The organism is Amycolatopsis ponsaeliensis (genome assembly GCF_030182635.1).
In the GTDB taxonomy this organism is placed as follows: Bacteria; Actinomycetota; Actinomycetes; order Mycobacteriales; family Pseudonocardiaceae; genus Amycolatopsis; species Amycolatopsis ponsaeliensis.
This window is the reverse complement of the sequence record NZ_JAPZLD010000036.1, coordinates 1-21546: the sequence shown is the minus strand read 5'-3', so window position 1 is coordinate 21546 and position 21546 is coordinate 1. Positions and strand designations below refer to the sequence as shown.

26 protein-coding genes are annotated in these 21546 nt (G+C 70.4%); 12 read left to right on the top strand and 14 right to left on the bottom strand.

The features are described 5' to 3' along the window. The first annotated feature begins 17 nt into the window (after positions 1-17). On the top strand, positions 18-1328 hold the full coding sequence (locus tag QQ657_RS39400; protein ID WP_284747443.1) for an Rv3212 family protein: 1311 nt from the start codon (positions 18-20) through the stop codon (positions 1326-1328). Positions 1329-1484: 156 nt separating this feature from the next. On the opposite strand, the gene QQ657_RS39395 is transcribed toward QQ657_RS39400, so the two are convergent. The 7 genes from QQ657_RS39395 to QQ657_RS39365 all read right to left on the bottom strand — a co-directional run bounded on the left by QQ657_RS39395 (position 1485) and on the right by QQ657_RS39365 (position 7881). Continuing rightward, entirely contained in the window at positions 1485-1847 is a 363-nt protein-coding gene (locus QQ657_RS39395; protein WP_284747442.1) for a hypothetical protein, read from the bottom strand. 177 nt (positions 1848-2024) lie between these two features. Beyond that, the gene (locus QQ657_RS39390) at positions 2025-2876 is read right to left on the bottom strand and encodes a RecB family exonuclease (RefSeq protein ID WP_284747536.1); all 852 of its coding nucleotides are present in this window, start codon (positions 2874-2876) and stop codon (positions 2025-2027) included. A gap of 121 nt (positions 2877-2997) precedes the next feature. Then, positions 2998-5466, bottom strand: coding sequence for an alpha-L-rhamnosidase-related protein (locus QQ657_RS39385; RefSeq protein WP_284747441.1), 2469 nt, complete (start codon positions 5464-5466; stop codon positions 2998-3000). A gap of 125 nt (positions 5467-5591) precedes the next feature. Continuing rightward, positions 5592-6221, bottom strand: coding sequence for a MarC family protein (locus QQ657_RS39380; RefSeq protein ID WP_284747440.1), 630 nt, complete (start codon positions 6219-6221; stop codon positions 5592-5594). Position 6222: 1 nt separating this feature from the next. Beyond that, positions 6223-7095 (bottom strand): PHP domain-containing protein, encoded by an 873-nt coding sequence (locus QQ657_RS39375; protein WP_284747439.1) that lies wholly within the window; start codon positions 7093-7095, stop codon positions 6223-6225. Positions 7096-7134: 39 nt separating this feature from the next. Then, positions 7135-7695 (bottom strand): PH domain-containing protein, encoded by a 561-nt coding sequence (locus QQ657_RS39370; protein WP_284747438.1) that lies wholly within the window; start codon positions 7693-7695, stop codon positions 7135-7137. A 21-nt stretch (positions 7696-7716) separates the two neighbouring features. Next, positions 7717-7881, bottom strand: coding sequence for a hypothetical protein (locus tag QQ657_RS39365; protein ID WP_196425937.1), 165 nt, complete (start codon positions 7879-7881; stop codon positions 7717-7719). A 194-nt stretch (positions 7882-8075) separates the two neighbouring features. On the opposite strand from QQ657_RS39365, the gene QQ657_RS39360 reads away from it, so the two are divergent. Then, complete coding sequence (locus tag QQ657_RS39360; RefSeq protein ID WP_284747437.1) at positions 8076-8489, top strand: NUDIX hydrolase; 414 nt, start codon at positions 8076-8078, stop codon at positions 8487-8489. 302 nt (positions 8490-8791) lie between these two features. On the opposite strand, the gene QQ657_RS39355 is transcribed toward QQ657_RS39360, so the two are convergent. Both QQ657_RS39355 and QQ657_RS39350 read right to left on the bottom strand, forming a co-directional pair. Then, positions 8792-9883, bottom strand: coding sequence for a DUF2332 domain-containing protein (locus QQ657_RS39355; protein WP_284747436.1), 1092 nt, complete (start codon positions 9881-9883; stop codon positions 8792-8794). 25 nt (positions 9884-9908) lie between these two features. After that, the gene (locus tag QQ657_RS39350) at positions 9909-10412 is read right to left on the bottom strand and encodes a MaoC family dehydratase (protein ID WP_013223004.1); all 504 of its coding nucleotides are present in this window, start codon (positions 10410-10412) and stop codon (positions 9909-9911) included. 314 nt (positions 10413-10726) lie between these two features. On the opposite strand from QQ657_RS39350, the gene corA reads away from it, so the two are divergent. From corA to QQ657_RS39335, 3 genes are all read left to right on the top strand, one after another. Further along, positions 10727-11809: a magnesium/cobalt transporter CorA gene (gene corA, locus QQ657_RS39345; protein ID WP_284747435.1), complete on the top strand. Its 1083-nt coding sequence runs from the start codon at positions 10727-10729 to the stop codon at positions 11807-11809. Between the two features lie 181 nt (positions 11810-11990). Next, a complete protein-coding gene (locus QQ657_RS39340) occupies positions 11991-12641 on the top strand; it encodes a metallophosphoesterase family protein (RefSeq protein WP_284747434.1) in 651 nt (216 codons plus the stop codon). Beyond that, entirely contained in the window at positions 12638-13477 is an 840-nt protein-coding gene (locus tag QQ657_RS39335; protein ID WP_284747433.1) for a chromosome partitioning protein ParB, read from the top strand. Before QQ657_RS39340 ends, QQ657_RS39335 begins: the two co-directional genes overlap by 4 nt. On the opposite strand, the gene QQ657_RS39330 is transcribed toward QQ657_RS39335, so the two are convergent. The 3 genes from QQ657_RS39330 to QQ657_RS39320 all read right to left on the bottom strand — a co-directional run bounded on the left by QQ657_RS39330 (position 13474) and on the right by QQ657_RS39320 (position 16283). Further along, positions 13474-14223, bottom strand: coding sequence for a hypothetical protein (locus QQ657_RS39330; protein ID WP_284747432.1), 750 nt, complete (start codon positions 14221-14223; stop codon positions 13474-13476). The genes QQ657_RS39335 and QQ657_RS39330 overlap by 4 nt on opposite strands. Continuing rightward, positions 14223-14717: a SigE family RNA polymerase sigma factor gene (locus tag QQ657_RS39325; RefSeq protein ID WP_284747431.1), complete on the bottom strand. Its 495-nt coding sequence runs from the start codon at positions 14715-14717 to the stop codon at positions 14223-14225. The genes QQ657_RS39330 and QQ657_RS39325 overlap by 1 nt, the downstream gene beginning before the upstream one ends. A gap of 66 nt (positions 14718-14783) precedes the next feature. After that, positions 14784-16283, bottom strand: coding sequence for an MFS transporter (locus QQ657_RS39320; protein ID WP_284747430.1), 1500 nt, complete (start codon positions 16281-16283; stop codon positions 14784-14786). A gap of 119 nt (positions 16284-16402) precedes the next feature. On the opposite strand from QQ657_RS39320, the gene QQ657_RS39315 reads away from it, so the two are divergent. Then, positions 16403-17068 (top strand): TetR/AcrR family transcriptional regulator, encoded by a 666-nt coding sequence (locus QQ657_RS39315; protein ID WP_284747429.1) that lies wholly within the window; start codon positions 16403-16405, stop codon positions 17066-17068. Between the two features lie 4 nt (positions 17069-17072). Then, positions 17073-17228: a DUF397 domain-containing protein gene (locus QQ657_RS56815; RefSeq protein ID WP_350310741.1), complete on the top strand. Its 156-nt coding sequence runs from the start codon at positions 17073-17075 to the stop codon at positions 17226-17228. Here the strand turns inward: QQ657_RS56815 and QQ657_RS39310 are convergent. Continuing rightward, positions 17212-17409: a PspC domain-containing protein gene (locus QQ657_RS39310; protein WP_284747428.1), complete on the bottom strand. Its 198-nt coding sequence runs from the start codon at positions 17407-17409 to the stop codon at positions 17212-17214. The two genes, QQ657_RS56815 and QQ657_RS39310, sit on opposite strands and share 17 nt — an antisense overlap. 261 nt (positions 17410-17670) lie before the next feature. On the opposite strand from QQ657_RS39310, the gene QQ657_RS39305 reads away from it, so the two are divergent. The 5 genes from QQ657_RS39305 to QQ657_RS39285 all read left to right on the top strand — a co-directional run bounded on the left by QQ657_RS39305 (position 17671) and on the right by QQ657_RS39285 (position 21304). Then, the gene (locus QQ657_RS39305; protein ID WP_434056824.1) at positions 17671-18567 is read left to right on the top strand and encodes a hypothetical protein; all 897 of its coding nucleotides are present in this window, start codon (positions 17671-17673) and stop codon (positions 18565-18567) included. Positions 18568-18679: 112 nt separating this feature from the next. Next, positions 18680-19039 (top strand): YciI family protein, encoded by a 360-nt coding sequence (locus tag QQ657_RS39300; protein ID WP_284747427.1) that lies wholly within the window; start codon positions 18680-18682, stop codon positions 19037-19039. Then, the gene (locus QQ657_RS39295; RefSeq protein WP_284747426.1) at positions 19039-20247 is read left to right on the top strand and encodes an RNA polymerase sigma factor; all 1209 of its coding nucleotides are present in this window, start codon (positions 19039-19041) and stop codon (positions 20245-20247) included. The genes QQ657_RS39300 and QQ657_RS39295 overlap by 1 nt, the downstream gene beginning before the upstream one ends. Further along, a complete protein-coding gene (locus tag QQ657_RS39290) occupies positions 20244-20735 on the top strand; it encodes an SRPBCC family protein (RefSeq protein WP_284747425.1) in 492 nt (163 codons plus the stop codon). Before QQ657_RS39295 ends, QQ657_RS39290 begins: the two co-directional genes overlap by 4 nt. Then, positions 20732-21304 (top strand): dihydrofolate reductase family protein, encoded by a 573-nt coding sequence (locus tag QQ657_RS39285; protein WP_284747424.1) that lies wholly within the window; start codon positions 20732-20734, stop codon positions 21302-21304. The genes QQ657_RS39290 and QQ657_RS39285 overlap by 4 nt, the downstream gene beginning before the upstream one ends. Before the next feature lie 41 nt (positions 21305-21345). On the opposite strand, the gene QQ657_RS39280 is transcribed toward QQ657_RS39285, so the two are convergent. Continuing rightward, positions 21346-21546, bottom strand: a 201-nt coding sequence (locus QQ657_RS39280; protein WP_284747423.1) for a transposase, incomplete at its 5' end; no start/stop codon positions are given.

The window sequence follows — 21546 nt, the reverse complement described above, 5'->3', positions numbered from 1 at the left end:
CGCGGGGGTCCCGGCACGTGAGCGACGTCGAGAAGACGCCTGAAGAGACTCCTGAATACGGCTCGGAGGACGTCCTCGAGGACGTCGAAAGCACTCCGCCCGCCCCGCGGGTCAAGGCGCGTCGCTCGCCTTGGAACCGCGGGCGGGACCGGGTGATCGCGGCGCTGGTCGCGGTCGCCGCACTCGCCGCCGCGCTGATCATCGGTGTGACGAGCGACAGCGCGGCCACCGACCGGACCGAGGCGGCGGCACCCCCGCCGTTGCCCGCGGCGCCGAACGCGGTGCCCGGCTCGCTGGCGGAGCTGTGGAGCGCCCGCAGCGGCGCGACCCCGATCCCGGTGGTGGCGGGCGACGCGGTGGCGACGGCGGACGGCGGCGAGGTCGCCGCCCGCGACCCGCTGACCGGCCAGATCCGCTGGCACTACACGCGTGACCTGCCGTTGTGCACGCTGAACGAGACGTGGGGGCGGCTGAACGCCGTCTACCACAAGACCGAGAACTGCAGCGAGGTCACGCAGCTCGACCCGGGCACCGGCCGGATCACGGCGCAGCGCAACGGCAACGCGGAGCTGGGCACGCAGCTGGTGAGCGACGGTTCGCACGTGACGGCGACGGGCAAGAAGCTCCTGACGACGTGGCGCGACGACCTGGTGCAGAGCGCCGAATACGGCCAGGTCCCGGCGCTGGTCAACGCGGGCAAGCAGCCCCGCACGGGCTGCACGTACGGCACGGTCGCGGCGGCGTCGGGCAAGGTCGGCGTGATCGAGCGCTGCCCGGGCGACCCGGCCGACCGCCTGACGGTGTACAAGGCGGCACCGGAGAAGGACGACGAGCCGTCGGTGGCGTTCAGCAGCGTGCTGGCGGGCAAGCGGGCCCGGGTGATCGCGATGTCGGGTGATCTGACGGCGGTGGTGCTGCCGGAACAGAAACTCCTGGTGATCTACAACGGCGACGGTTCCCAGCGCGCGGCGTACCCGCTGGACGTGCCCGCGGGCGACCTGGCCGCGGATCCCCCCGCGGGCGTCGAGGCGACGACTCAGACGACCCAGAACCTGTACTGGTTCAGCGGGTCGAAGATGGTGGCGCTGTCGCGCGACGACCTTTCGCCGCGGTGGACGTTGAGCAGCGCTTCGGGTCCGGGGATCGTGTTCGCACAGCAGCTGGTGGTCCCGATCAAGGGCGGCTTGGCGGTGCTGAACGAGAACGACGGGTCGACGATCCGCACGGTCGGGGTGGACCGCCGCGGGTACACGGGAGTGGTCCGCTTGGGAGCGGCGGGCCCGGTCCTGCTGGAGGAACGCGGCGGCACGCTGACGGCCCTGAAGTAGCGGCGGCGAGTTCGGCCTTCAATCACGCGAGTTCGGCCTTCAATCACGCCAGTTCCGGGCTCGATCACGCGAGTTCCGGCTTCCGTCGGGCAAACCGACCGTCCAGGTACGCGAGCCGACCGTCCGGGTACGCGAGGTGGTTGCTTCGCTTCGGGCTCAGGTGAGCCAGAAGAGGGTCAGGGCCGAGACGGTGAAGAGCACGACCGCCAAGCCCGCGCCCGCGGCCGGGGCACCGTTGCGGCGGTCCGCGACCCGCTGGGCCAGCAACGCCAGAATCGCCGCCACCGGATGGCCGATCAGCAGCACCGCGCCGGGGCCCGGGGCGCCCGTGTTCAGGTCGATCACCGCGACCACGAGGACACCGATCGCCAGGACCGTGAGGCCGGCGGCGAGTGAGCCGGTGAATCCGCGCCACCAGCGGCCGCCGGGCTTGGCCGGCTCGGCGGGTGCCTCCGCCTCGGGCTCCGGAACAGCATCGGCCGGCTCGATCAGCTCCGGGTCGACACGTTCCTGAGGCACCGTCTGCGCCTCGGCCGCGCCGGGACCCGCAGCCAGCGGCTCGGTCTGCTGCTGCGGAACCGCCCGCGCCGCAGCTGCCGGCCCGGCCCCAGCCTCCGACTCTGCGTCAGACCCGCCCGTGGGCATGGGCACCGTGGAGAGTTCGTCGGTGTCCGGTGAAGCCACTTTTCCTCCCGGTCAGGGCGCGAGCAGGTCCCAGGGCTGCATCTGCGGGGCCGCTTCCTGCCCCGCCTTGCAGCTCGGCCTGAAGTCGCACCAAGCGCAACGGCGGTCCGGGCGGGCCGGGAACAGCACGTCCTCGTCGCCGCCCGCGTCCAGGGTATCCGTGGCCAGCCTCAGGTCTCCGGCGGTCTCGTCGGCGCGTTGCAGGTGCCTGCGCAGGCTCTCCGGGGTGTGCTCGGCCGCCGCGATCGTGCCCGTCGGGAGGTGGTGCAGCTCCACCGTCGTGCACGGCATCCGCAGCGTGCGCGCCCCCGCCACCGCGTACAACGCCAGCGCCTGCGACGCCCGGGCCTCGTACTCGTCCGGCGGCCGCTTGCCCGTCTTGTAGTCCACGATGACCAGCTCGCCGTCTCGGGCGTCGATGCGGTCCGCGCGGCCCTCGATGATCATCGACGGCTTCTCTCCCGGCGCCGGGCTCACCGGCGCCGACACCCACCGCTCGAGCCCCACCGGGTCGTGGCTGACGTCGTTGTCCTCGACGTACTCCGCCACCCATCCCTTGGCCCGCGCCCGGTAGCGCGCCGCCTGTTCGTCGCTCTCGAAGCCCGCGTCCTTCCAGAACTCCGCCACCAGCGCCACCGCCCGCTGCGGCACCCGCTTGAGCACCGGCAGGTCGAACAACGCCCGCAGCGCGTTGTGCACCACCGCGCCGAGCGTGCTGTGCGCCCACGGCCCCGTGCGCTGCGGGGTCGGCCGTTCGAGGTACGCGAGCTTGTACCGGCGCGGGCAGTCGTCGAAGGTGGCCAGCCGCGCCGGCGACACCTTCGTGAGCCGAACCGGTTGCGCGACGCCGAAGTCGAACCCCATCTGCTCCTTCACGCCGCCCACGCTACGCACCACCACCGACACTTTCCGCGCGGGACCCGAATGCCATGAAGGGCACCCTCATGGACTTTATGACCATGAGGGTGCCCTTCATGGCATATCCCTACCGCACCACCAGCACCGTGTGCGTCCCGCCGGAAACCGTCAGGGAACCGTTCCGCACCGGTTTGCCGTCGAGCAGCACCAGCCGGCCCGACGGCACCACCAGCGAACCGGACGTCCCCCGCGGAGCCGTCACCGTCAACGAGAACACCGAACCCTGCTGAGTCCACGAAGCCGACAACGCGCCCTTGGGCGTCGGCACCGCTCCCCGTGCCCACGAAACGGAACCCGGGTGCGGCGCAACCGTCCACGTCGCGAAGCCCGGCGAAGCCGGCGAGACGCCCAGCAACTCGTTGGTCAACGCAGGCACGACGCCGGTCGACCAGCCGTGCGCGGCCGACGTGTACCCCTGCTCGTAGTGCGAACCGCCGTCGCCGATGCCCTCCCACGCCGTGATGCCCGGGTCGTGTGACGCCATCCAGCCGTACATCCGCTTGATCTGGTCGATCGCCGACTCCGCCTGCCCGGTCCGGAACCGCGCCTGGATCTCCGGGAACGACGTGAACGCGTACACACGCTTCGTCCCGTCGGAGACGAGAGTGTCGTTATCCATGAACGGATTCCCGTAGGGCAACGCCCCGGCCGCGAGCCGCGCCAGCGCCGAAGTGGCTTGCGCCGGAGACGCGATACCGGCCAAAACGGCCTGGCTGTTGCCGTCCTGCCCGTGGCGCACCGCGCCCGTCCCCGAGTCGAGGTAGGCGCCCGCCGCCGGATCCCACAGGTACTGGTTCACCGCCGCCGCGACGCCGGAAGCCCGCGAAAGCCACCGATCCGCGTCAGCGGCGTGCCCCGTCGCACGCGCCAGACCCGCCGCGCCCTGAAGTGCCCGGACGTACAACGCGTTGTAGTACGTCACTTCGCCCGTACGCGGCAGGAACGCGTAGTCGCCGTAGCCGCCGGTGCCGTTGAGGCCCTTCGCGAGCAACCCGCGCGAATCGGTGACCGACGGGTACCACGCGTCGAGCGTCTTCACGAGGTGCGAGTAGTACGAAGACGCGTACGCGGTGTCGCCCGTGTAGAGCACGTAGTCCCAGCTCGACGTCACCCACCAGAGCGGATAGTCGAACAGCGGCAAGGTGTAGTTGTTGATCGACGCGGGCGGGATCCAGCCGTCGGCCCGCTGGTGGTCGGCCAGGTCGGCCAAGACGTTGCGAGCCGCCGTGCCGTCCTGGTGCGTCAGGTACTCGGTCAGCCCGGACACCGCGACGTCGCCGACGTACGGGTCCCGGTCGCGCTTCGCGCCGTCGTGCAGCACCAGTTTCCCGTCCAGCGACGGCGAGAACGCGCCACGCGGGTCCACATCGGACTCGCGGAAGGTGTCCATGCCCAGCTCATTGGTGTACGACGCCGCGTACCAGTAGCGGTTCAGCTCGGAGTCCGACGACTCGAACCAGCCCCGGTAGGTGTCCGGCGTGCCCAGGAACGGCGTGAAGTCCAGCGAGACGCCGTTGATGCGCACCTCACCGGAGGGCTCGGTGAGCGGCGCGTCCGACGCCAGCGCGTCGAGGCTGATCCGCAGGTAGCGGAAGCCGCGCAGACCGTCCGCGCACACCTGGGTCCCGGTAGCGCAGCCCTTCGTGTCCCGCCAGACGGTCGGCGTCACCGGCACGGCGATCTGGTCGCTGCCCGGCCCGCCGGAGAAGTCCGAGCGCGAGAAGTCGGAGCGTTCGCCCAGGTACTGCTGGGTTTCCGAGGTCGACACCCGGATGCCGGGGTGGTTCGCCGACGCACCCGCGAACGAGATCTTCGGGTACCCGGCGACGACCTTGCCGAAGTCCACCACCGCGACCGGCACCGGCGGGTCGGCCACCAGGCCGGGCCAGACCTCGTTGACGCGGCTGAACTCCCCCGATGGCGTGTTCTGGTCCTTCGTCACGGTGATCCGGACCTGCGTGGTCGTCACCGGCCGGTCGAACGCGACCGCGCGCTGGACAGCGGTGTTGCCGGTCACCGAAGCCGCGACGCGCCACGCGCCCGCGTCCAGGACCTCCACCGTGTAGTCCTGCGGCACACCGTCCACACTGGACAGAATCGTGACGCCGGGTAGCTCGGCCGGCGCGGCCGAGGTGATCGTCAGGACGTCCGGGTAGGCGCCGATCGTGTCGTCGTTCCAGAACGTGTCCGGGTTGCCGTCGACGGCGTTGCCCGGCTCGTACGTCCGCGGCTGGCCGTTCCCGCCGTTGTTCGGCGCGTGGAACGACGACGCGGCCGCGGTGGTCCCCGCGGGCCAGGCCGGCTTCGGCGGCGGCGCCTGCCGCTTGAACGTCGCGACGCCCCGCCCGAGCAGGCCGGCCGGGTTCGTGACGTCGCCGGTCGTCGACAGCACCTTCACCGGCCGCACGTCCCGGCTCGACGGCGCGACCACGTACTTCTGCCAGCCGGGGCCGGGCAGGGCGGACGCCGCCGGCGCCGCGACCACGCCGCTCGCCACCAGGACCGTGACCGGCAGGATTGCTCTGAGCCACTTCATCGAGGCCTCCGCAAGGCGTTTGAATCGTTTCAACCGCTGGGCTGGGATTCAATCTGCGGGAGGCGTGCCAACGATGTCAACGAAGCCGGCGGTTCCTGTCCGGCAGGACAACCCGAAAGGCGGGGTCAGTTGCCGCCGGCGATGAAGCCCCGGACGGAGTTCGCGACGAGCTCCACGGCGATGGCGGCGAGCAGCAGACCGGCCACCTTGGCCAGCAGCGTGATGCCGCTTTCCTTGATCAGCCGGATGACGACGCCGGAGTAGCGCATGCAGATGTAGATCACGAAGTGCGTCATCACGATCGCCAGCGCCAGCGCGATGTACGCGCCGACGTGGCCGTCGGCCTGCCGGACGAACACGATGGTCGCGGCGATCGCGCCGGGCCCGGCCAGCAGCGGCGTCCCGAGCGGCACGAGGGCGACGTTGACGTCCTCCGTGGCCGCTTCGGCCTCGTGGCCGTTGCCGGTCAGCAGCTGCAGCGCGATGAGCAGGAGCAGCAGGCCGCCGGCGCCCTGCAGCGCCGGGATGCCGATGCCGAGGTAGGCCAGGATCGCCTGGCCGGCGACCGCGAACAGGCTGATGACCAGCAGTGACACCAGCACGGCCTGGCGGGCGGCGCGCGCCCGCGTCGCCACCGGCTTGCGGCCGACCAGGCTGAGGAACACCGGCACGGTGCCGGGCGGGTCCATGATGACGACCAGGGTGATCGTCGCGCTCATGAAGAGTTTCGCGTCGAAGAAGTCGGCGACGGCCATGTCAGCCCTTCACGACCTGGAAGCCCGTCGCGCGCGCGACGAGCTCCTCGAGCTGCCCGGGGTCGGTGGTGCACTCGCCGAGCGCGATCGTCTTGTTCGTGCCGTGGTAGTCGCTGGACCCGGTGACGAGCAGGCCGAGCTCGCCGGCCAGCGCGCGGGTGCGGGCCCGCGTCGGCGCGTCGTGGTTCGGGTGGTCGGCCTCGACGCCGGTGAGCCCGTGCGCGGCCAGGCCGGCGAGGGTGTCCTCGCTGATCGTGGCGCCGCGACTGAAGGCGAAGGGGTGCGCGATGACCGTGACGCCGCCGGCCGCGCTGATCATGTCGATGGCTTCCTCGACGGGCGTGTCGCGGCGGGCGACGTAGTAGCCGCGGCGCGGGCTGAGGTAGTCGGCGAAAGCCTCGTCGACGGACTTGACCAGCCCGGCCCGGACCAGCGCCTGGGCCAGGTGCGGGCGCCCGGGCGGCGAGTCCTCGGGGAGCAGGCCGAAGATCTCGTCGGCGTCGATCGGGAGGCCGTCGGCGGCCATCCGCTCGGCCATCCGGCGCAGCCGCGTGCGGCGCTCGACGCGCAGCCGGGTCTGCTCGGTGACGACGGGCTCCGACGTGGGGTCGAAGAGGTAGGCGAGCAGGTGGACGCTGATCTGCCGGCCGGTCTCGGGGTCGATCGAGACGGTCGAGAGCTCGGCGCCGGGCACCAGCGTCAGGCCTGGTGGGATGGCCGCGGTGGCCGGGGCCCAGCCCGCGGTGGTGTCGTGGTCGGTGATCGCGACGACGTCGAGCCCGGCTTTCGCGGCCGCGGCGACGAGCCCGGCCGGCGAGTCGGTGCCGTCGGAAGCGGTGGAATGGGCGTGCAGGTCGATGCGCATTGCGTCCATTGTCGACGATGCGCTACGTCACAGGTGCGGCGGGCTGAGTCAGCCGACGGGCTTCTTGCCGCGGGCGGCCCGCTGGGCCTTGATCATCGAGAAGCGCTCGGCCTGCTTCTGCTTGTCGCCGAAGACGAGCTCCGAGATCGTGTCGTAGAACTCTTCGGGCTTCGGCAGGAAGTCGATCTTGTTGAGGGCCTGGATCTGACCGGCCGACTCCACGACCATCGTGCCGTAGCCCATCATGCGGCCGGTGGCGGTGCGCACGTAGCTGAGGTCGGTGACCTTGCTGATCGGCATCATCAGCACCTTGGTCGTGAACACCCCGGTGGTCATCACGAACCGCTTGTCGGTGACCACCAGGCGCTCGACCCACCACTCCATCACCACGTAGGCGAACCGCAGCACGACGAGCAGCGCGACGTACCAGAGCAGGTTCTGGCCGATGTACAACGCCGGTGGCAGCAGGTAGGACACCAGGACGCAGACGGCCAGCAGTGCGGCCGCTTCGAAGGTGTCCCACAGCAGCACCGCCCAGTGGCGGCGGATCCGGATGACCCGCCGCTCGGTGTCGAGGAGGTACTCGTCGGGATCGCGAGGCGCGAACATGGTACGAGCCTAGCCCCGCGATCAGCCCTTGAACACGTTGCTGACGAAGGTGATCACCGATTCGGCCGAGTCCCGGAGGAACTGGACGATATTGCCGACAAGGCCAGCGGCCTGACCCGGCTGGGCAATGACGAAGAACAGCACCAACGCGATACCGGCGAGGCCCGCAATCTTCTTCACGTTCACCGCGATCAAATCCCGTCTCTTACGGTGACACCGGACAACAGCAGAAATCCTGACTTTTACGTTGTACCGCACTGAACAGGCACACGGGAGGTAAGTCCCGCGCTTGGGGCAGCACGCGGTCCGAAGTGTACCGTATGGCTACTCTCCGTGTACAGGACATCCGTTTTCAAGTCGGTCACGTCTACCGTGGGGGCATGGAAGCACCCGGGGACGCCACGATCCGCTGTGTCGGCGGGATCGCGTTCGACTCGCACGGCCGCTTGCTCCTCATCAGGCGGGCGAATGACCCCGGTTCGGGGCAATGGTCGCTGCCGGGTGGCCGAGTCGAACCGGGCGAATCAGACAAAGAGGCCGTGGTCCGGGAGTTGCTGGAGGAGACGGGGCTCGACGTGATTCCCGGCACACTGGTCGGGACCGTGACCCGGGGGCGGTACGAAATCCACGACTACTGGTGCGAGGTCGCGGGCGGGACTCTCACGGCAGGTGACGACGCCTCGGACGCGCGTTGGGCCGAAGCGGCAGACCTTTCCGCGCTCGAGGCCGCCGGGGAACTGGTGGACCTGCTTTATGTCACGCTCCGCGACTGGAAAGCGCTGCCGCGGGCTTGAGGAGGCCTGTCCTGCGTCCTGAATGACTCATTCAGGACTTGGGAGGTCGTGAATGAGTCATTCAGGACATCGCGCCTGCGCCTTCGAGGGGTGTTCCAGTGGCACCGGCGCCCGAGCCGGCTCGCGCTCCCTGGGCAGGTCCGGCCGAGTCGCCGGGACCAGGATCGCGCCGCCGGCGGGCCCGCCCGGGCGAAGCTCGATCCTCAGCGGCGGGAAGGGCGGGGAGCCCGGGTGAGGTGAAGGTGCACGGCCGCCGGTCCCGAACCGCACCCGGTACCACCGGAGAGACCCGAGCCGTCCGCCTACAGCGGCAACCAGGTCATCCGCTGCCCGTGCGGCGCGGTCCGGGCCAAGGCATGGGCCTCCGCCTTCCCGTCCTCCCACCGCACGACACCCAACGTCGCCAGCCCGTCCCCCACCAGGTCCGACCGCCCCGGCAACACCGTCTCCAGCCCGGCGCCGTAGAACTCCTCCGAAACCCACCACAACGGCCGCGACGCCGCCAGCTCAGCCAACGAAGCCACGAACTCGGCACGCCGAGGAGCCGCGAAGTACGCCAGCGCGTGGCTCGTCACCACGACCAGCGGCCCCTCCAGCGACGCGGCCGCCGAAGCGAGGTCGTCGACGCCGTCGCCCGTGATGAACCGGGGGCGGTGCTTCGCCTGCTCGGCCGCCGCCGTCCGCAGCAGGCGGATGCGGTCCGGCTGGTCGGCCCAGACGCACGCCTCCAGCCACGCCAGCTCGTCCTCGTCCGAGAGGTCCACCGGGGCCCGGTCGAGGCCGGCCCGGTCGAGCACGGACAGCTTCTTCGGCAGCTTCGGCGCCACCGCGCCGGGGGCCAGGTCGAGTGCGCAGTGCAGCCCGACCGGGGTCTTCGCCGGGCCTGCCGTCAGCTGCTCGCCGCCGTCGCACTGGTAGCGGTAGCCGAAGCGGTCCAGCCCCAGCAGGAGCCCCGCACTGCAGCCGACCTCCAGCAGGGAAACCTTCCCGCCCGCTTCCTTCGCCGCCCGCGCGACGCCCGGGTACAGCAGCGCCGCCCGGCGGACCTCGTTCGTCTGCGTATAACGCGACGAAATCAAGGACCGGGCCTTGTCCGCCCGCTCCAGCAGGAACGACCGGAACAGCGGCCAGGTCTCCGAGTCGACGCCGTCGAAGCCGCCCAGCGACGGGTAGTACCGCGAGAGCGGGTGGATGGGGTCGGCCTGCACGAGCCGGTGCGCGGTCGCCATCAGCAGCGTCGCCCGCACCTCGCCGTCGCGGGCCGAGGCGAGCAGCCCGGCGATGTCATCGTCCTCGGCCGCCTGCAGCGCCAGGTGCTCGTACAGCGGCGAGACGCCGCGAGCCTCGACTTCCGCGAACGTGCGGAGAACTTCTTTGATGCTGTCCAGGTCCATCAACGCCTCATCCGTGTACACAGCCTCATTCGTGCGGCACCGGCCGGCCCGGCTGCTCCCCGCCCCGAGTTTCCCCGTAGGAGCGCTTCGGCACCATCACCTTCCGCCGGAAGGTGCACACGATCAGGCCATCCTGCTTGTACCCGCGCGTCTCGACGTACACGACGCCGCGGTCGTCCTTGGACTTCGACGGCGTCTTGTCCAGCACCTCGGTCTCGCCGTAGATGGTGTCGCCGTGGAAGGTCGGCTTGACGTGCTTCAGCGACTCGACCTCGAGGTTCGCGATGGCCTTGCCGGAGACGTCGGGCACCGACATCCCGAGCAGCAGCGAATAGACGTAGTTCCCGACCACGACGTTCTTGCCGAAGTCGGTGGTCTCTTCGGCGTAGTGCGCGTCCAGGTGCAGCGGGTGGTGGTTCATGGTGATCAGGCAGAAGAGGTGGTCGTCGTATTCGGTGACCGTTTTGCCCGGCCAGTGCTTGTAGACCGCACCGACCTCGAACTCCTCGTAGTACCGACCGAACTGCACTCGTCTTCTCCTGTTCGCGTAACACCGCGTGAGGCTGGTACGACACGCATCCGTAGTGAGGAGTACCCTCAACCATTGGTTCTCGCGCGTCAACGCGAGCCCCACCACTCTCCGCCCCGGCCCGAAGGAGGTGAGGAACCCCGATGAGTAGTGGCGATAGTCCGCTCCCTAGTAGTCCCAGCGTTCCCACCACACCCGCCGGCCGGCTCATCTCCTGGTAGGCCCTTTCCCGGGAACGCTGGTGTCGCCGGGCGGACGCGTTTCCGCCCTGGTCAGTCGTCTCGCACGACCACGCACGACGCCCAGGAGATCCCATGCCTGCCATTCCCTCGCTCGGCGGCCTTCGCGGCCGCGGCAACAAGGGCGCCGTCCCCGTCCGTCCGGTTCCGGTGCCGCTGTCCGCGTACGTCGTCGACTGCGCGGTGTACGTCGCGGGTGAACGCCTGCCCGGCCGCTGGACGCACATCGAGGCGATCAAAGAGGTCCGGAAGCGGCACGAGGGCTTCGTCTGGATCGGGCTGCACGAGCCCGACTCCGAGCAGATCCAGGGCATCGCGGAGACGTTCGGCCTGCACGAGCTGGCCGTCGAAGACGCGCTCGAAGCGCACCAGCGCCCGAAGCTGGAGCGCTACGACGACACGCTCTTCCTGGTGGTCAAGACCGTCCGGTACGTCGAACACGAGTCCCCCACCACGGCGAACGAGATCGTCGAGACCGGCGAGCTCATGGTGTTCCTCGGCCGGGACTTCGTGATCACCGTCCGCCACGGGAACCACTCGGGCCTGGCGCGCCTGCGCCGCGAGCTGGACGAGGACGCCGAGCGCCTGCAGCTCGGGCCGTCCGCGGTCGTGCACGCGATCACCGACCACGTCGTCGACCACTACCTCGACGTCACGGGCCGGATCGAGAACGACATCGACGTGATGGAGGCACAGGTCTTCGCGCCGCGGTCGCAGGTCAGCGCCGAGCAGATCTACCTGATGAAGCGGGAGGTCCTCGAGCTGCGCCGCGCGGTGATGCCGCTCGCGACGCCGATCCAGCGGCTCGCCGAGGGGTACACGCGGCTGGTGCCGGACGAGGTCCGCTCCTACTTCCGCGACGTCGCCGACCACCTCACGACCGTGTCCGAGCGGGTGGCGGCGTTCGACGAGCTGCTGTCCACCCTGGTCGACGCGACGGTCGCGAAGATCTCCCTGCAGCAGAACACCGACATGCGCAAGATCACGTCGTGGGCGGCGATCATCACCGTGCCGACGATGATCGCGGGCATCTACGGGATGAACTTCGACTACCTGCCCGAGCTGCACTGGAAGTTCGGGTACCCGCTGGTGATCACGGTGATCCTGGCGATCTGCCTGTTGCTGTACCGAATATTCCGGAAGAACGGCTGGCTCTAGGTCCCCTTTCTCCACCGGATTCCGTACAGGAGATTTCTCATGTCCAGGATGCTGTCCAACCTGAAGTTCTGGGCGCTCGCGCTCAGCGTGCTGTGGATCGTCGTCATCACTTTCGTCATCGTCGCCGACCCGGGGTTCGCGCACGGGATGAAATGACGCCCCCGGGTCGTACCCTGGGGCCATGCCGAAAGCGCTGGTCGTCTCCGACGAGGTCGACGAGCGGCTGTGGACCAGCGCGGTCCGCGGCTGCCCGGTCGACCTCGTCATCGGCGCCGGCGACCTCCCCTACGACTACCTGGCGTTCCTGGCCAGCGCGCTCGACGCGCCGTGCGTGTTCGTGCCCGGCAACCACGACCCGGACCTGAGCGGCTACACCCGCTACGGCGGGCTGTCCATGAAGGACGGTTTCCCCACGGTCTGGCCGGGGCCGGCGGGCGGCGTCAACGCCGACGGCCGGGTCGTCGACGTCGCCGGGCTCCGGTTCGCCGGGCTCGGCGGGTCGATCCGCTACAACGACGGGCCGAACCAGTGGACGCAACGCCAGCAGGCACGCCGGGCCCGCGGCCTGGTGCGGCGCGCGAAGTGGCGGCGTCGCCGCGACGGCCGTGACGTCGACGTCCTGCTGACGCATTCGCCGCCACTGGACCTCGGCGACCGGGCGGACCCGCCGCACCGCGGGTTCGCGTGCCTGCACCGGACGATCGACGTGCTGCGCCCGAAGTGGTTGCTGCACGGGCACATCCACCCCCACGGCGAGCCGGTGCCGGACCGGGTCGTCGGTGAAACGCGGATCCGCAACGTGGTGGGCCACCGGATCATGGAGTTCTCATGAAAGAGACGGGCTTCCCCCGCGCCGACGCGGAGAACGACTTCCTCCGCGCGCGCCGGGGCCAGGTGCTCTCGCGGCTTTCGACGTGGCTGCGCCGCGAGCCCGACGACGTCAACATCATGCTGCCGTTCCACGAGGTGGTGGAGGCGCTCGGTTATCTCGGCGAGAGCCGGATCGGCCCGCGGGTGATCAAGCTGGACTCGATCGCCGGCACGGTCGACCGCAGCCGCGACTTCGACCGCCGCTTCCGCCCGACGTCGGCCCGGGTCCGCGAACGCTGGGAGCGCCTGGCGCTGGCGGCGCGCCGCGGCGAGGAAATCCCGCCGATCGAGGTGTACCGCGTGGGCGAGCTGCACTTCATCATCGACGGCCACCACCGCGTGTCGGTGGCGCTCGCGCAGGGACTGTCCACAATAGAGGCATCGGTGACGGTCGTCCGGACCAAACTGGACCCGAGCGGCATCCGCCATCGAGGCGACCTGATCGTCAAGGACTACCGGCGGCTGTTCCTGGAGCGGGTGCCACTGACCGGCCACGCGCGGGCGTCGGTGATCGTGTCGGACCCGTGGGACTACGCGAAGCTGGGCGAACACGTGGAGGCGTGGGGTTTCCGGCTGATGCAGGACGAAGGCAAGTTCTGCGACCGGGCGAGCATCGCGCAGCGGTGGTTCGACGAGGAGTTCGTGCCGGTGGTGGGGATGTTGCGGCAGGCGGGCATGGTCGGGGATCGGACCGATGCCGAGGCTTACATGTGGGTGGCGGCGGAGCGGTACCGGCTGATCCGGACCCATCGCTGGGACGACGACGTCATCGAGACGCTCCGCTCCCGCCGCCCCTAGAGGTCCAGGCCCGGCGTCAACGCCAGCTGCCGAACCTGGTCCTGCGTCAGCACCGGCTCCGGGCGTTGTTCCGGCAGCCGGACGTCGTTCTGCTCCAGCACTCCGCTGTTGTTCGACCAGAACTGCACGTACCCCCACGGCGCCGACAGCGTCGCCCGGTAGCTCAGCGCACCCGACGACCGGTCCGTCGTCAGCATCAAGCCGCCTTCGGGGAGCTGCTCGATGCCGCACCTGATCTCGGGCGCGGTGAGGCGGCCGCAGCGCGGGGTCCCCGCTGCCCCGGACGGCAGCATCAGCACGTACACCGACCCCGAACCCCGCTCGTCGGTGACCCGGACCCCCAGGTGGAAGAGGGCCTCCCGCGGGGCGTCGCCCACCGGGTCCGCGATCAAGTGGAACGGGTCCTCCGGCGGGGTCTCCCCCGGGATCGTCAGCCGCGAGATCTGCGCGTCCGGCGACAACAGCGATCGGACGGCGTTGCCCACCACGCAGCTCAGCCGGTCGACCAGCGCGCCGCGAGTGTCCGATGCCGTGGGACACGGGCGGTTCGCGACTTCGGCCCGGTGCGGCAGCACCACCACCGCCAGCCCCAGCGCGAGGACCACGACGGCCAAGGCCACCGCGCCGGTCAGCAGGTGCCGTCGGCGCGAAAGGCGGGCGGCCGAAAGCACCGCGTCCCCGGAGAGACCCAGCGGGGGCTCGCCTTCGGTCACATAAGCCGTCAAGGCGGTCCGGACGTCTTCCATCACCGCTCCTCCGCCGTCGGCGCGGGCAGGACCGCGCGCAGGGCTTCGACCCCGCGGGCCGTCTGGGACTTGACCGTGCCCTCGGCGACGCCGAGCAGCGAAGCGACCTCCGCCACCGGGAGGTCTTCGAGGAACCGCAGGACGACCATCGCGCGCTGCCGCGGCGTGAGCCCGGCGAGGGCGCGCTCCACGTCGAGGCGCACGGGGGTGTCGCGGCCCGGTGGCGACTCCTGGTCCGGAGGGGACGAAGTCACGTACTCGCGGACCGGCCCACGACGGCCGGCCAGGAAGAGGTTCAGCAGGATGCGGCGCGCGTACGCGTCGACCGTGCCCGGCCGGACGCGGCGCCAGCGCCGGTACAGCTGCACGAACATGGCCTGGACCAGGTCCTCCGCCTGGTGCCAGTCGCCGCAGAAGGCGAACGCCACCCGGCGGAACCGCTGCACCCGCGCGGCGAAGTACTCGCTGAAATCGAGGTCTCTCGACGCCCCCACCCGGCCCCCCTTCGCACGTTCTCAGTGTTACTAGTGCGCGGAGGGCCGGGAAGGTTCAAGCGAAACTCACATGTGAACGGCGCCGGGGGCGGCTTCGCCCTTCGGGGCGCCCGACTGGAGCAGCAGGCCGCTGAGCACCGCACCCACCACGAAGATCACCGCCGCCCAGGTGAACGCCGTCGTGTAGCTCTCGATCGCCGCCTCGGCCGCCAGCTGCGGCGTCGGGACCTTGCCCACGAGGTACGACGTCGCCGCGTTGCCGGCCAGCGTCGACAGCAGCGCCGTGCCGATCGAGCCGCCGACCTGCTGCATCGTGTTGACCGCGGCCGACGCGACACCCGCGTCGTGCGCCTCGACGCCGAACGTCGCGACGCTCATCGCCGGCGCCATCGCCAGGCCGATGCCGAAGCCCATCACCAGCAGCGGGCCGAGCACGCCGCTCGCGTACGTGCTCTCGAGACCGATGCCGCTCAGCCAGAACAGGCCGACCGCGGCGATCGCCATGCCCGTCGGCACCAGCGGCCGCGGGCCGAACCGCGGCAGCAGGACGGCCGTCGCCGAAGTGGCGGCCAGCATCAGCGTCGCGACCATCGGCAGGAAGCCGAGGCCGCTCTCGATCGGCGTGAACTTCAGGTTCTGCTGCACGTAGAACGTCAGGAACAGGAAGATCGCGAACATGCCGATGGCGAGCAGGAACATCGCCAGGTACGAGCCGCCGCGGTTGCGGTCCAGCAGCACGCGCAGCGGGAGCAGCGGGTGCGAGACGCGCTGCTGCAGCCACACGAACACACCCAGCAGCACGACGCCGGCCGTGAGGAAGCCCCACACCGACGCCGACGACCACGAGTTCGACGAGGCGTTCGCGAAGCCGTAGACCAGCGCGAACAGGCCGGCCGACGCGGTGACCGTGCCCGGCAGGTCGAGCTTCGGGCGCGGGCCGTCGTCCTTCTGGTTGCGCAGCAGGACCGAGCTGCCGACGAACGCGGCGACCGCGAAGATGATGTTCACGAACATGCACCAGCGCCAGTCGAGGTACTCGGTGAGCACGCCGCCGAGCAGCAGCCCGACCGCCGCGCCGCCACCGCCGATGGCGCCGAACACGCCGAACGCGCGGCCGCGTTCCTTCGGGTCGGTGAACGTCGTGGTGAGCAGCGAAAGCGCGGCCGGCGCCAGCAGCGCGCCGAACACACCCTGGGCCGCACGGGCGATCAGCAGCATTTCGATGTTGCTCGCCGCTCCCCCGAGCGCGGACACCGCGGCGAACCCGGCCAGGCCGACGAGCAGGGCGTTCTTGCGGCCGAAGAGGTCCGCGAGCCGCCCGCCGAGCAGCAGCAGGCTGCCGAACGCGAGCGCGTAGGCCGTGACGACCCACTGGCGGGCGTCGTTGGAAAAGCCCAGGTCGACCTGGGCGGACGGCAACGCGATGTTCACGACGGTCGCGTCGAGCACGACCATCAGCTGTGCCAGGCCGATCATCACCAGGATCAGCCACCGCCGGCTGTGGTGGGGGTTCTCGGCGGCGCGCGCGTCCCCCGGCGGCGCGACGGCGAGAGTGGATTCGGACATGGGTGTCCCCTCACTGGGAGTGATCAGGAAGCTATGTGGAGTAGGTATCTCCCCTTACGCGACCCAAGGTACACAAGAACCGGAGAGGGCGCCTCTACTTGATTGGTAGACTGGGACGCATGACACGGGACGCAGGTCCCGCCGCACCGGCGCGGCCGCTGCGGCGCGACGCCGAACTCAACCGCCGCCGCATCCTCGCGTCGGCCCGGGAAGTCTTCGGCCGACGAGGCCTCGAAGCCACCCTCGACGACATCGCCCACCACGCCGGTCTCGGCGTCGGCACGGTGTACCGCCGCTTCCCCAGCAAGGAACACCTGGTCGAGGCCATGTTCGCCGAGCGCATGGAGGAGATCGGCGACCTCGCCGAAGAGGCGCTGAAGGCCGACGACCCCTGGCAGGCGTTCGTCGAGTTCACCTGGAAGTCGATCGAACTGCACTCCGGGGACCGCGGGCTGCGCGAGATCATGCTGTCCAACAAGTTCGGCCACGAGCACGTCGCCGAAGAGAAAGCCCGCATGGTGCCGTTGATCACACGGCTCGTCGAACGGGCCCAGGAGGCGGGCGGCCTGCGCGCCGACTTCGCCCCGACGGACATCCCGCTCCTGCACATGATGGTCGGCTCGGCGATCGAGTTCACGTCCGCGGTGGAGCCGGACCTGTGGCGCCGCTGCCTCGCGATGCTCCTGGACGGCCTGCGCGCGCAGCCCGGCAAGCCGTCCCAGCTGCCGCACCCGCCGCTCGGCGTGGACGAGGTCGACGAAGCGATGTCCTGCTGGCGCCCCTGATGGGGTGATCAACCTTGCCTGGCAACGAAAACACCGCGTGCGTCGAAGTCACCTTCATTTCACCGCCGCGGCGGTGCGGGACTCGAAGGATCCCTCCGGCCCGCACTTCGCCGTCGACGCCTGGCTGGGCTTCCTCACCGCCGTCACTCCGACGGGATGATCGCCCACATGATCAGGTAGGCCACGAACTGCGGCCCGGGCAGCAGGCACGACAGCACGGCCAGCAACCGCACCGTGCTGGTCTTCATGCCCCACCGCTGGGCGAGACCCGCGCACACGCCGCCGATCATGCGGCCGTAGCGGGGACGGGACAGCCGTCGGGTCGTGACCGGTGCGCTCATCGTCTTTCCCTTTCTCGAACTTCGGAGAACTTCCGATATCTCCACTTCACCACCGGAGTACCCACTTCCGCATCGCTCGCGGGAAGGATCCTTCCCTTAGGGGACGGTAAAAGCGAAAAACGTTCGGCAAGCCCCGCGAAACCCGGGAAACCGGCGTGGAATCCGGTGACCTGCGCGTTCTCCTGACCTGGCGCGAAAAACATTGAGAGATGTCCCCGTCAGGGCTGGTTTTTCGCCGCGATGCGGTGATACTTGCACACCGTGTACCCGCGTCTGCAGTCCTTGGTCGTCGCCATGCTCTGCGCCCTCCTCACCGCCGGGTGCGCGACGACCCAGGCCGCTCCCGAACCGTCTTCCGGGCCCACTCCGCTGACCGCGTCCGCCGCGCTCGGGGACTTCGGGACCGTCGACTACTGCAGCCTGCTCGACGTGGGCGCGGTGGCCCCCGGCGCGGCCGTCACCCCGACGTTCGAGAACTGCCGGGCCGACGCCGGCGGGCGCACGATCCTCGTGGGGCCGCTGGCCTTCGACTCCGATCCGAACATCAAGCCCTACTCCTACGAGGGCTCGGTGCCCGACGGCGTCGCGGTGCAGCAGTCGATGTTCAACGACCAGCGCGCCTGCACGCGCGCCATCACCTTCGCCGACGGCAACCGGCTCGACCTCTCGGTCACCGACGCCGGTGCCGACCAGGCCGGCCGGTGCGGGGTCGCGGACGCGGCCGTCGGCTCGGCGCTGACCGCCGTCACCGCGAACAAGGTGGGCCGGCTGAAGTTCCCGGACCGCTCGTGGGGCCTCGTGGCACCGTGCGCGATGCTGGACGACCCCGCCCTCGACGTCGTCGCGGGCGCCGGCAGCCGGCCGACGACCGGCCTGTCCGGGCACAGCTGCATCCGCGGCAAGCTGAGCTTCAAGCTGACCGTGCAGACGGACGAGCCGGCGACCCCGGCCGAGACGGTGGGCGGGCGCGAGGCGCGGGTCCGCGTCGAGGGCGCGTTCTGCCTGGTCGACACCACGCAGCCGGCGCCGGGCCTGCCGGGCCGCCGCGAACTGGCGGAGCTGAGCGTGGTGGAGACGGCGGGCACGGCGGGCGACGGCACGTGCGCGCTGGCCCGCACCGCGGCGAACGTGATCCTGCCCCGGCTCCCGGTGGCGTAGCCCGCCACCTTTCTCAAAACTTTTCTCCGGGGGATGTCGAACGGCGCCGAGCCGGTTCGTAGCCAAGGTGAGAGACCCGCACCGAGCGGTCACCCGGAGGAAGGAGCCTGAGATGAAGCAGTACCTGCTGGCCGTCCAGCTCGACGAGAGCGCGCCGCCGGAACCCGAAGAAGCCGTGCAGGCCCAGCTGGCCCGCACCGGCAAGGTCACCGACGAGATGAAGGCCGCCGGGGTGTGGGTGTTCGTCGGCGGCCTGCAGCACTCGGACGCTTCCACGGTCGTCCGCACCCCGGGCGGCACGACCACGCTCACCGACGGCCCGTTCGCCGAGACGAAGGAACAGCTCGGCGGGTTCTGGGTGATCCGGGCCGAAGACCTCGACCAGGCGCTGACCTGGGCCGAGAAGTGCTCACTGGCCTGCGAGCAGCCGATCGAGGTGCGCCCGTTCGACGACGGTTCGCGCCGGCGCTGATGGATCTCGACGGCGTCTACCGGGCGGAGTACGGCCGGTGCGTGGCCACGCTGACGCGCCTCCTCGGGGACATCGGGCTCGCCGAGGAAGCCGTGCAGGACGCGTTCGCCGTGGCCGTCACGAAGTGGGACGAAGAGCTGCCGCCCAACCCCGGCGCGTGGATCGTGACCACCGCCCGCAACCGGGCGATCGACCGCCTGCGCCGGGAGTCCACCCGTGAGGCCCGGCACGCGCAGGCGTTGCTGCTGAACCAATCCGACGAGCTCCAGGAGGTGGGACCCGTGCGCGACGACCAGCTCCGCCTGATCTTCACCTGCTGCCACCCCGCGCTTTCGCCGCTCGCGCAGACCGCGTTGACGCTGCGCCTGCTCGGCGGGCTCGAGGTGCCGGAGATCGCGCGGGCCTACCTCGTCCCGGAAGCGACCATCTCGCAGCGGATCGTCCGCGCGAAGAAGAAGATCCGCGACGCCGGCATCCCCTACCGCGTGCCGGACGCCGCCGAGCTCCCCGATCGGCTGGCCTCGGTGCTCACCGTGCTATACCTGATCTTCAACGAGGGGTACGCGTCGACGTCCGGGGAGCTGCTGCGGACGGACCTGTGCGCCGACGCCGTCCGCCTGGCGCGGGCGCTCGCCGAGCTGATGCCGGACGAGCCGGAGGTCCTCGGGCTGCTGGCGCTGCTCCTGCTCACCGAAGCCCGGCGGCCCGCCCGCGTGGGCCCCTCGGGTGAGCTGGTGGTGCTCGCGGAGCAGGACCGGTCGCGGTGGAACCGGGAGCTGATCGCCGAGGGGCACGACCTGGTGCGGCGCTGCCTGCGCCGCAACCGGCCGGGCCCGTACCAGCTGCAGGCCGCGATCAACGCCGTGCACACGGACGGGCCGTCGACCGACTGGACGCAGGTGCTGGCGCTCTACGACCAGCTGCTGGCCCAGAACCCGACGCCGATCGTCGCGCTCAACCGCGCGGTGGCCGTCGCCGAGGTGCACGGCCCGGCATTGGCGCTGGCGACGATCGAGGACCTGGACCTGCCGGGCTACCACCTGCTGCCCGCCACCCGGGCCGACTTCCTCGCCCGGCTCGGCCGGACCACGGAGGCGGTCGCCGCCTACGACGAGGCGATCGCCTTGGCGGGCAACGAAACCGAACGGACTTTCCTGGAGACACGGCGAGCGCGCCTGGCTCCGGACGACGAAAGGACATCGCCATGACGGGGCTGGAGAAGGTGAGTGCCTGCCTGACGTTCGCCGTGCCCGCGGCGACGGTGTTCGCGGTGCTGGCCGACCCGGCGGCCCACGCGTCGATCGACGGCACCGGCTGGGTCCGGGACCCGATCGACCCGGCGCCGCTGACCGGGCCGGGCCAGCTCTTCCGGATGGGCATGCACCACGACGACCACCCGGACGGGAACTACCGCGTCGTCAACAAGGTCGAGCTCTTCGACCCGCCGCGGCTCATCGGCTGGCTGACGGGCTACGAAAAGGACGACGGCGAACCGGAGTTCGGCGGCTGGCTCTGGCGCTACGACCTGGTGCCGCGAGGGCCGTCCGAAACCGAAGTCACGCTCACCTACGACTGGTCCGGGGTGCCGCAGTTCGTCCGCGACCGCGGCATCCGCTTCCCGCCCTTCGGACCCGGGCACCTCATCGAATCCCTGCACCACCTGACCGAACTCACCACAACGAGGAGCGCATCATGACCGCCACCTACACCTTCGACGTCTTCTGCAGCCTCGACGGCTTCGGCGACCACCACGGCGACTGGGGTGGCTACTGGGGCAAGCAGGGCCCCGAGCTGCTCGCGCACCGCCTCGCCCAGTACGAGCAGGAGCAGCGGATCGTCTTCGGCGCCACCACCTTCCGGATGACCGCCGAGATGCTGAGCGCCGTTCCCGAGGACGACCTCGACCCGTGGGTGACACGGCTGCACAACCTGCCGGCCACCGTGGTGTCGAACACCCTCGAAGGACCGCTCGGCTGGCCGGACGCGACCATCCTGAGCGGCGACGCCGTCGACGTCGTGGCCCGGCTGAAGAAGGAGTCCGACGTGCCGCTGCGCTCGCACGGGAGCCTGGCGATGAACCGGGCGCTGCTGGCCGCCGGCATGGTCGACCGCGTCCAGGTGACGCTCTACCCGGTCATCACCGGCAAGACCGGCGAGGGCCCGATCTTCGCCGGCGCTGAGGACTTCGACCTCGAGCTGCTCGAGACCCGCACGCTCGACGGCAACATCCAGGAGCTCATCTACCGCCCCACCCTGCACCCCTGAGAAGTGCCGTTAAGGGGCTCTTCGTATTGATGTGTGGGTGGTCACCGGCCTGGGAGATCGGGTCGGTGACCACCGAGGGCGAGCATGGCCAGCGCCATCAGGGACCCGGGCATACGGAACCCGAAGGCGACGCGGGTGAAAAGCCGGATTTTGGTGTTGGTGGCTTCGAGCACGGCGTTGGACAGACCAAGACGGAGGCTGGCGCAGATCGGGGCGAGCTGGCGGCGGACCTTGCGGCCGAG

Bases quoted from the DNA above. Each gene is read 5' to 3' on its own strand.
- QQ657_RS39375 (WP_284747439.1), bottom strand. From the start codon at position 7,095: ATGGACGCAATGCGCATCGACCTGCACGCCCATTCCACCGCTTCCGAC.
- QQ657_RS39340 (WP_284747434.1), top strand. From the start codon at position 11,991: ATGCCGAAAGCGCTGGTCGTCTCCGACGAGGTCGACGAGCGGCTGTGG.
- QQ657_RS39360 (WP_284747437.1), top strand. From the start codon at position 8,076: ATGGAAGCACCCGGGGACGCCACGATCCGCTGTGTCGGCGGGATCGCG.
- QQ657_RS39330 (WP_284747432.1), bottom strand. From the start codon at position 14,223: ATGGAAGACGTCCGGACCGCCTTGACGGCTTATGTGACCGAAGGCGAG.
- QQ657_RS39390 (WP_284747536.1), bottom strand. From the start codon at position 2,876: ATGGGGTTCGACTTCGGCGTCGCGCAACCGGTTCGGCTCACGAAGGTG.
- QQ657_RS39355 (WP_284747436.1), bottom strand. From the start codon at position 9,883: ATGGACCTGGACAGCATCAAAGAAGTTCTCCGCACGTTCGCGGAAGTC.
- QQ657_RS39335 (WP_284747433.1), top strand. From the start codon at position 12,638: ATGAAAGAGACGGGCTTCCCCCGCGCCGACGCGGAGAACGACTTCCTC.
- corA (WP_284747435.1), top strand. From the start codon at position 10,727: ATGCCTGCCATTCCCTCGCTCGGCGGCCTTCGCGGCCGCGGCAACAAG.
- QQ657_RS39285 (WP_284747424.1), top strand. From the start codon at position 20,732: ATGACCGCCACCTACACCTTCGACGTCTTCTGCAGCCTCGACGGCTTC.
- QQ657_RS39370 (WP_284747438.1), bottom strand. From the start codon at position 7,695: ATGTTCGCGCCTCGCGATCCCGACGAGTACCTCCTCGACACCGAGCGG.
- QQ657_RS39310 (WP_284747428.1), bottom strand. From the start codon at position 17,409: ATGAGCGCACCGGTCACGACCCGACGGCTGTCCCGTCCCCGCTACGGC.
- QQ657_RS39385 (WP_284747441.1), bottom strand. From the start codon at position 5,466: ATGAAGTGGCTCAGAGCAATCCTGCCGGTCACGGTCCTGGTGGCGAGC.
- QQ657_RS39315 (WP_284747429.1), top strand. From the start codon at position 16,403: ATGACACGGGACGCAGGTCCCGCCGCACCGGCGCGGCCGCTGCGGCGC.
- QQ657_RS39320 (WP_284747430.1), bottom strand. From the start codon at position 16,283: ATGTCCGAATCCACTCTCGCCGTCGCGCCGCCGGGGGACGCGCGCGCC.
- QQ657_RS39300 (WP_284747427.1), top strand. From the start codon at position 18,680: ATGAAGCAGTACCTGCTGGCCGTCCAGCTCGACGAGAGCGCGCCGCCG.
- QQ657_RS39380 (WP_284747440.1), bottom strand. From the start codon at position 6,221: ATGGCCGTCGCCGACTTCTTCGACGCGAAACTCTTCATGAGCGCGACG.
- QQ657_RS39290 (WP_284747425.1), top strand. From the start codon at position 20,244: ATGACGGGGCTGGAGAAGGTGAGTGCCTGCCTGACGTTCGCCGTGCCC.
- QQ657_RS39295 (WP_284747426.1), top strand. From the start codon at position 19,039: ATGGATCTCGACGGCGTCTACCGGGCGGAGTACGGCCGGTGCGTGGCC.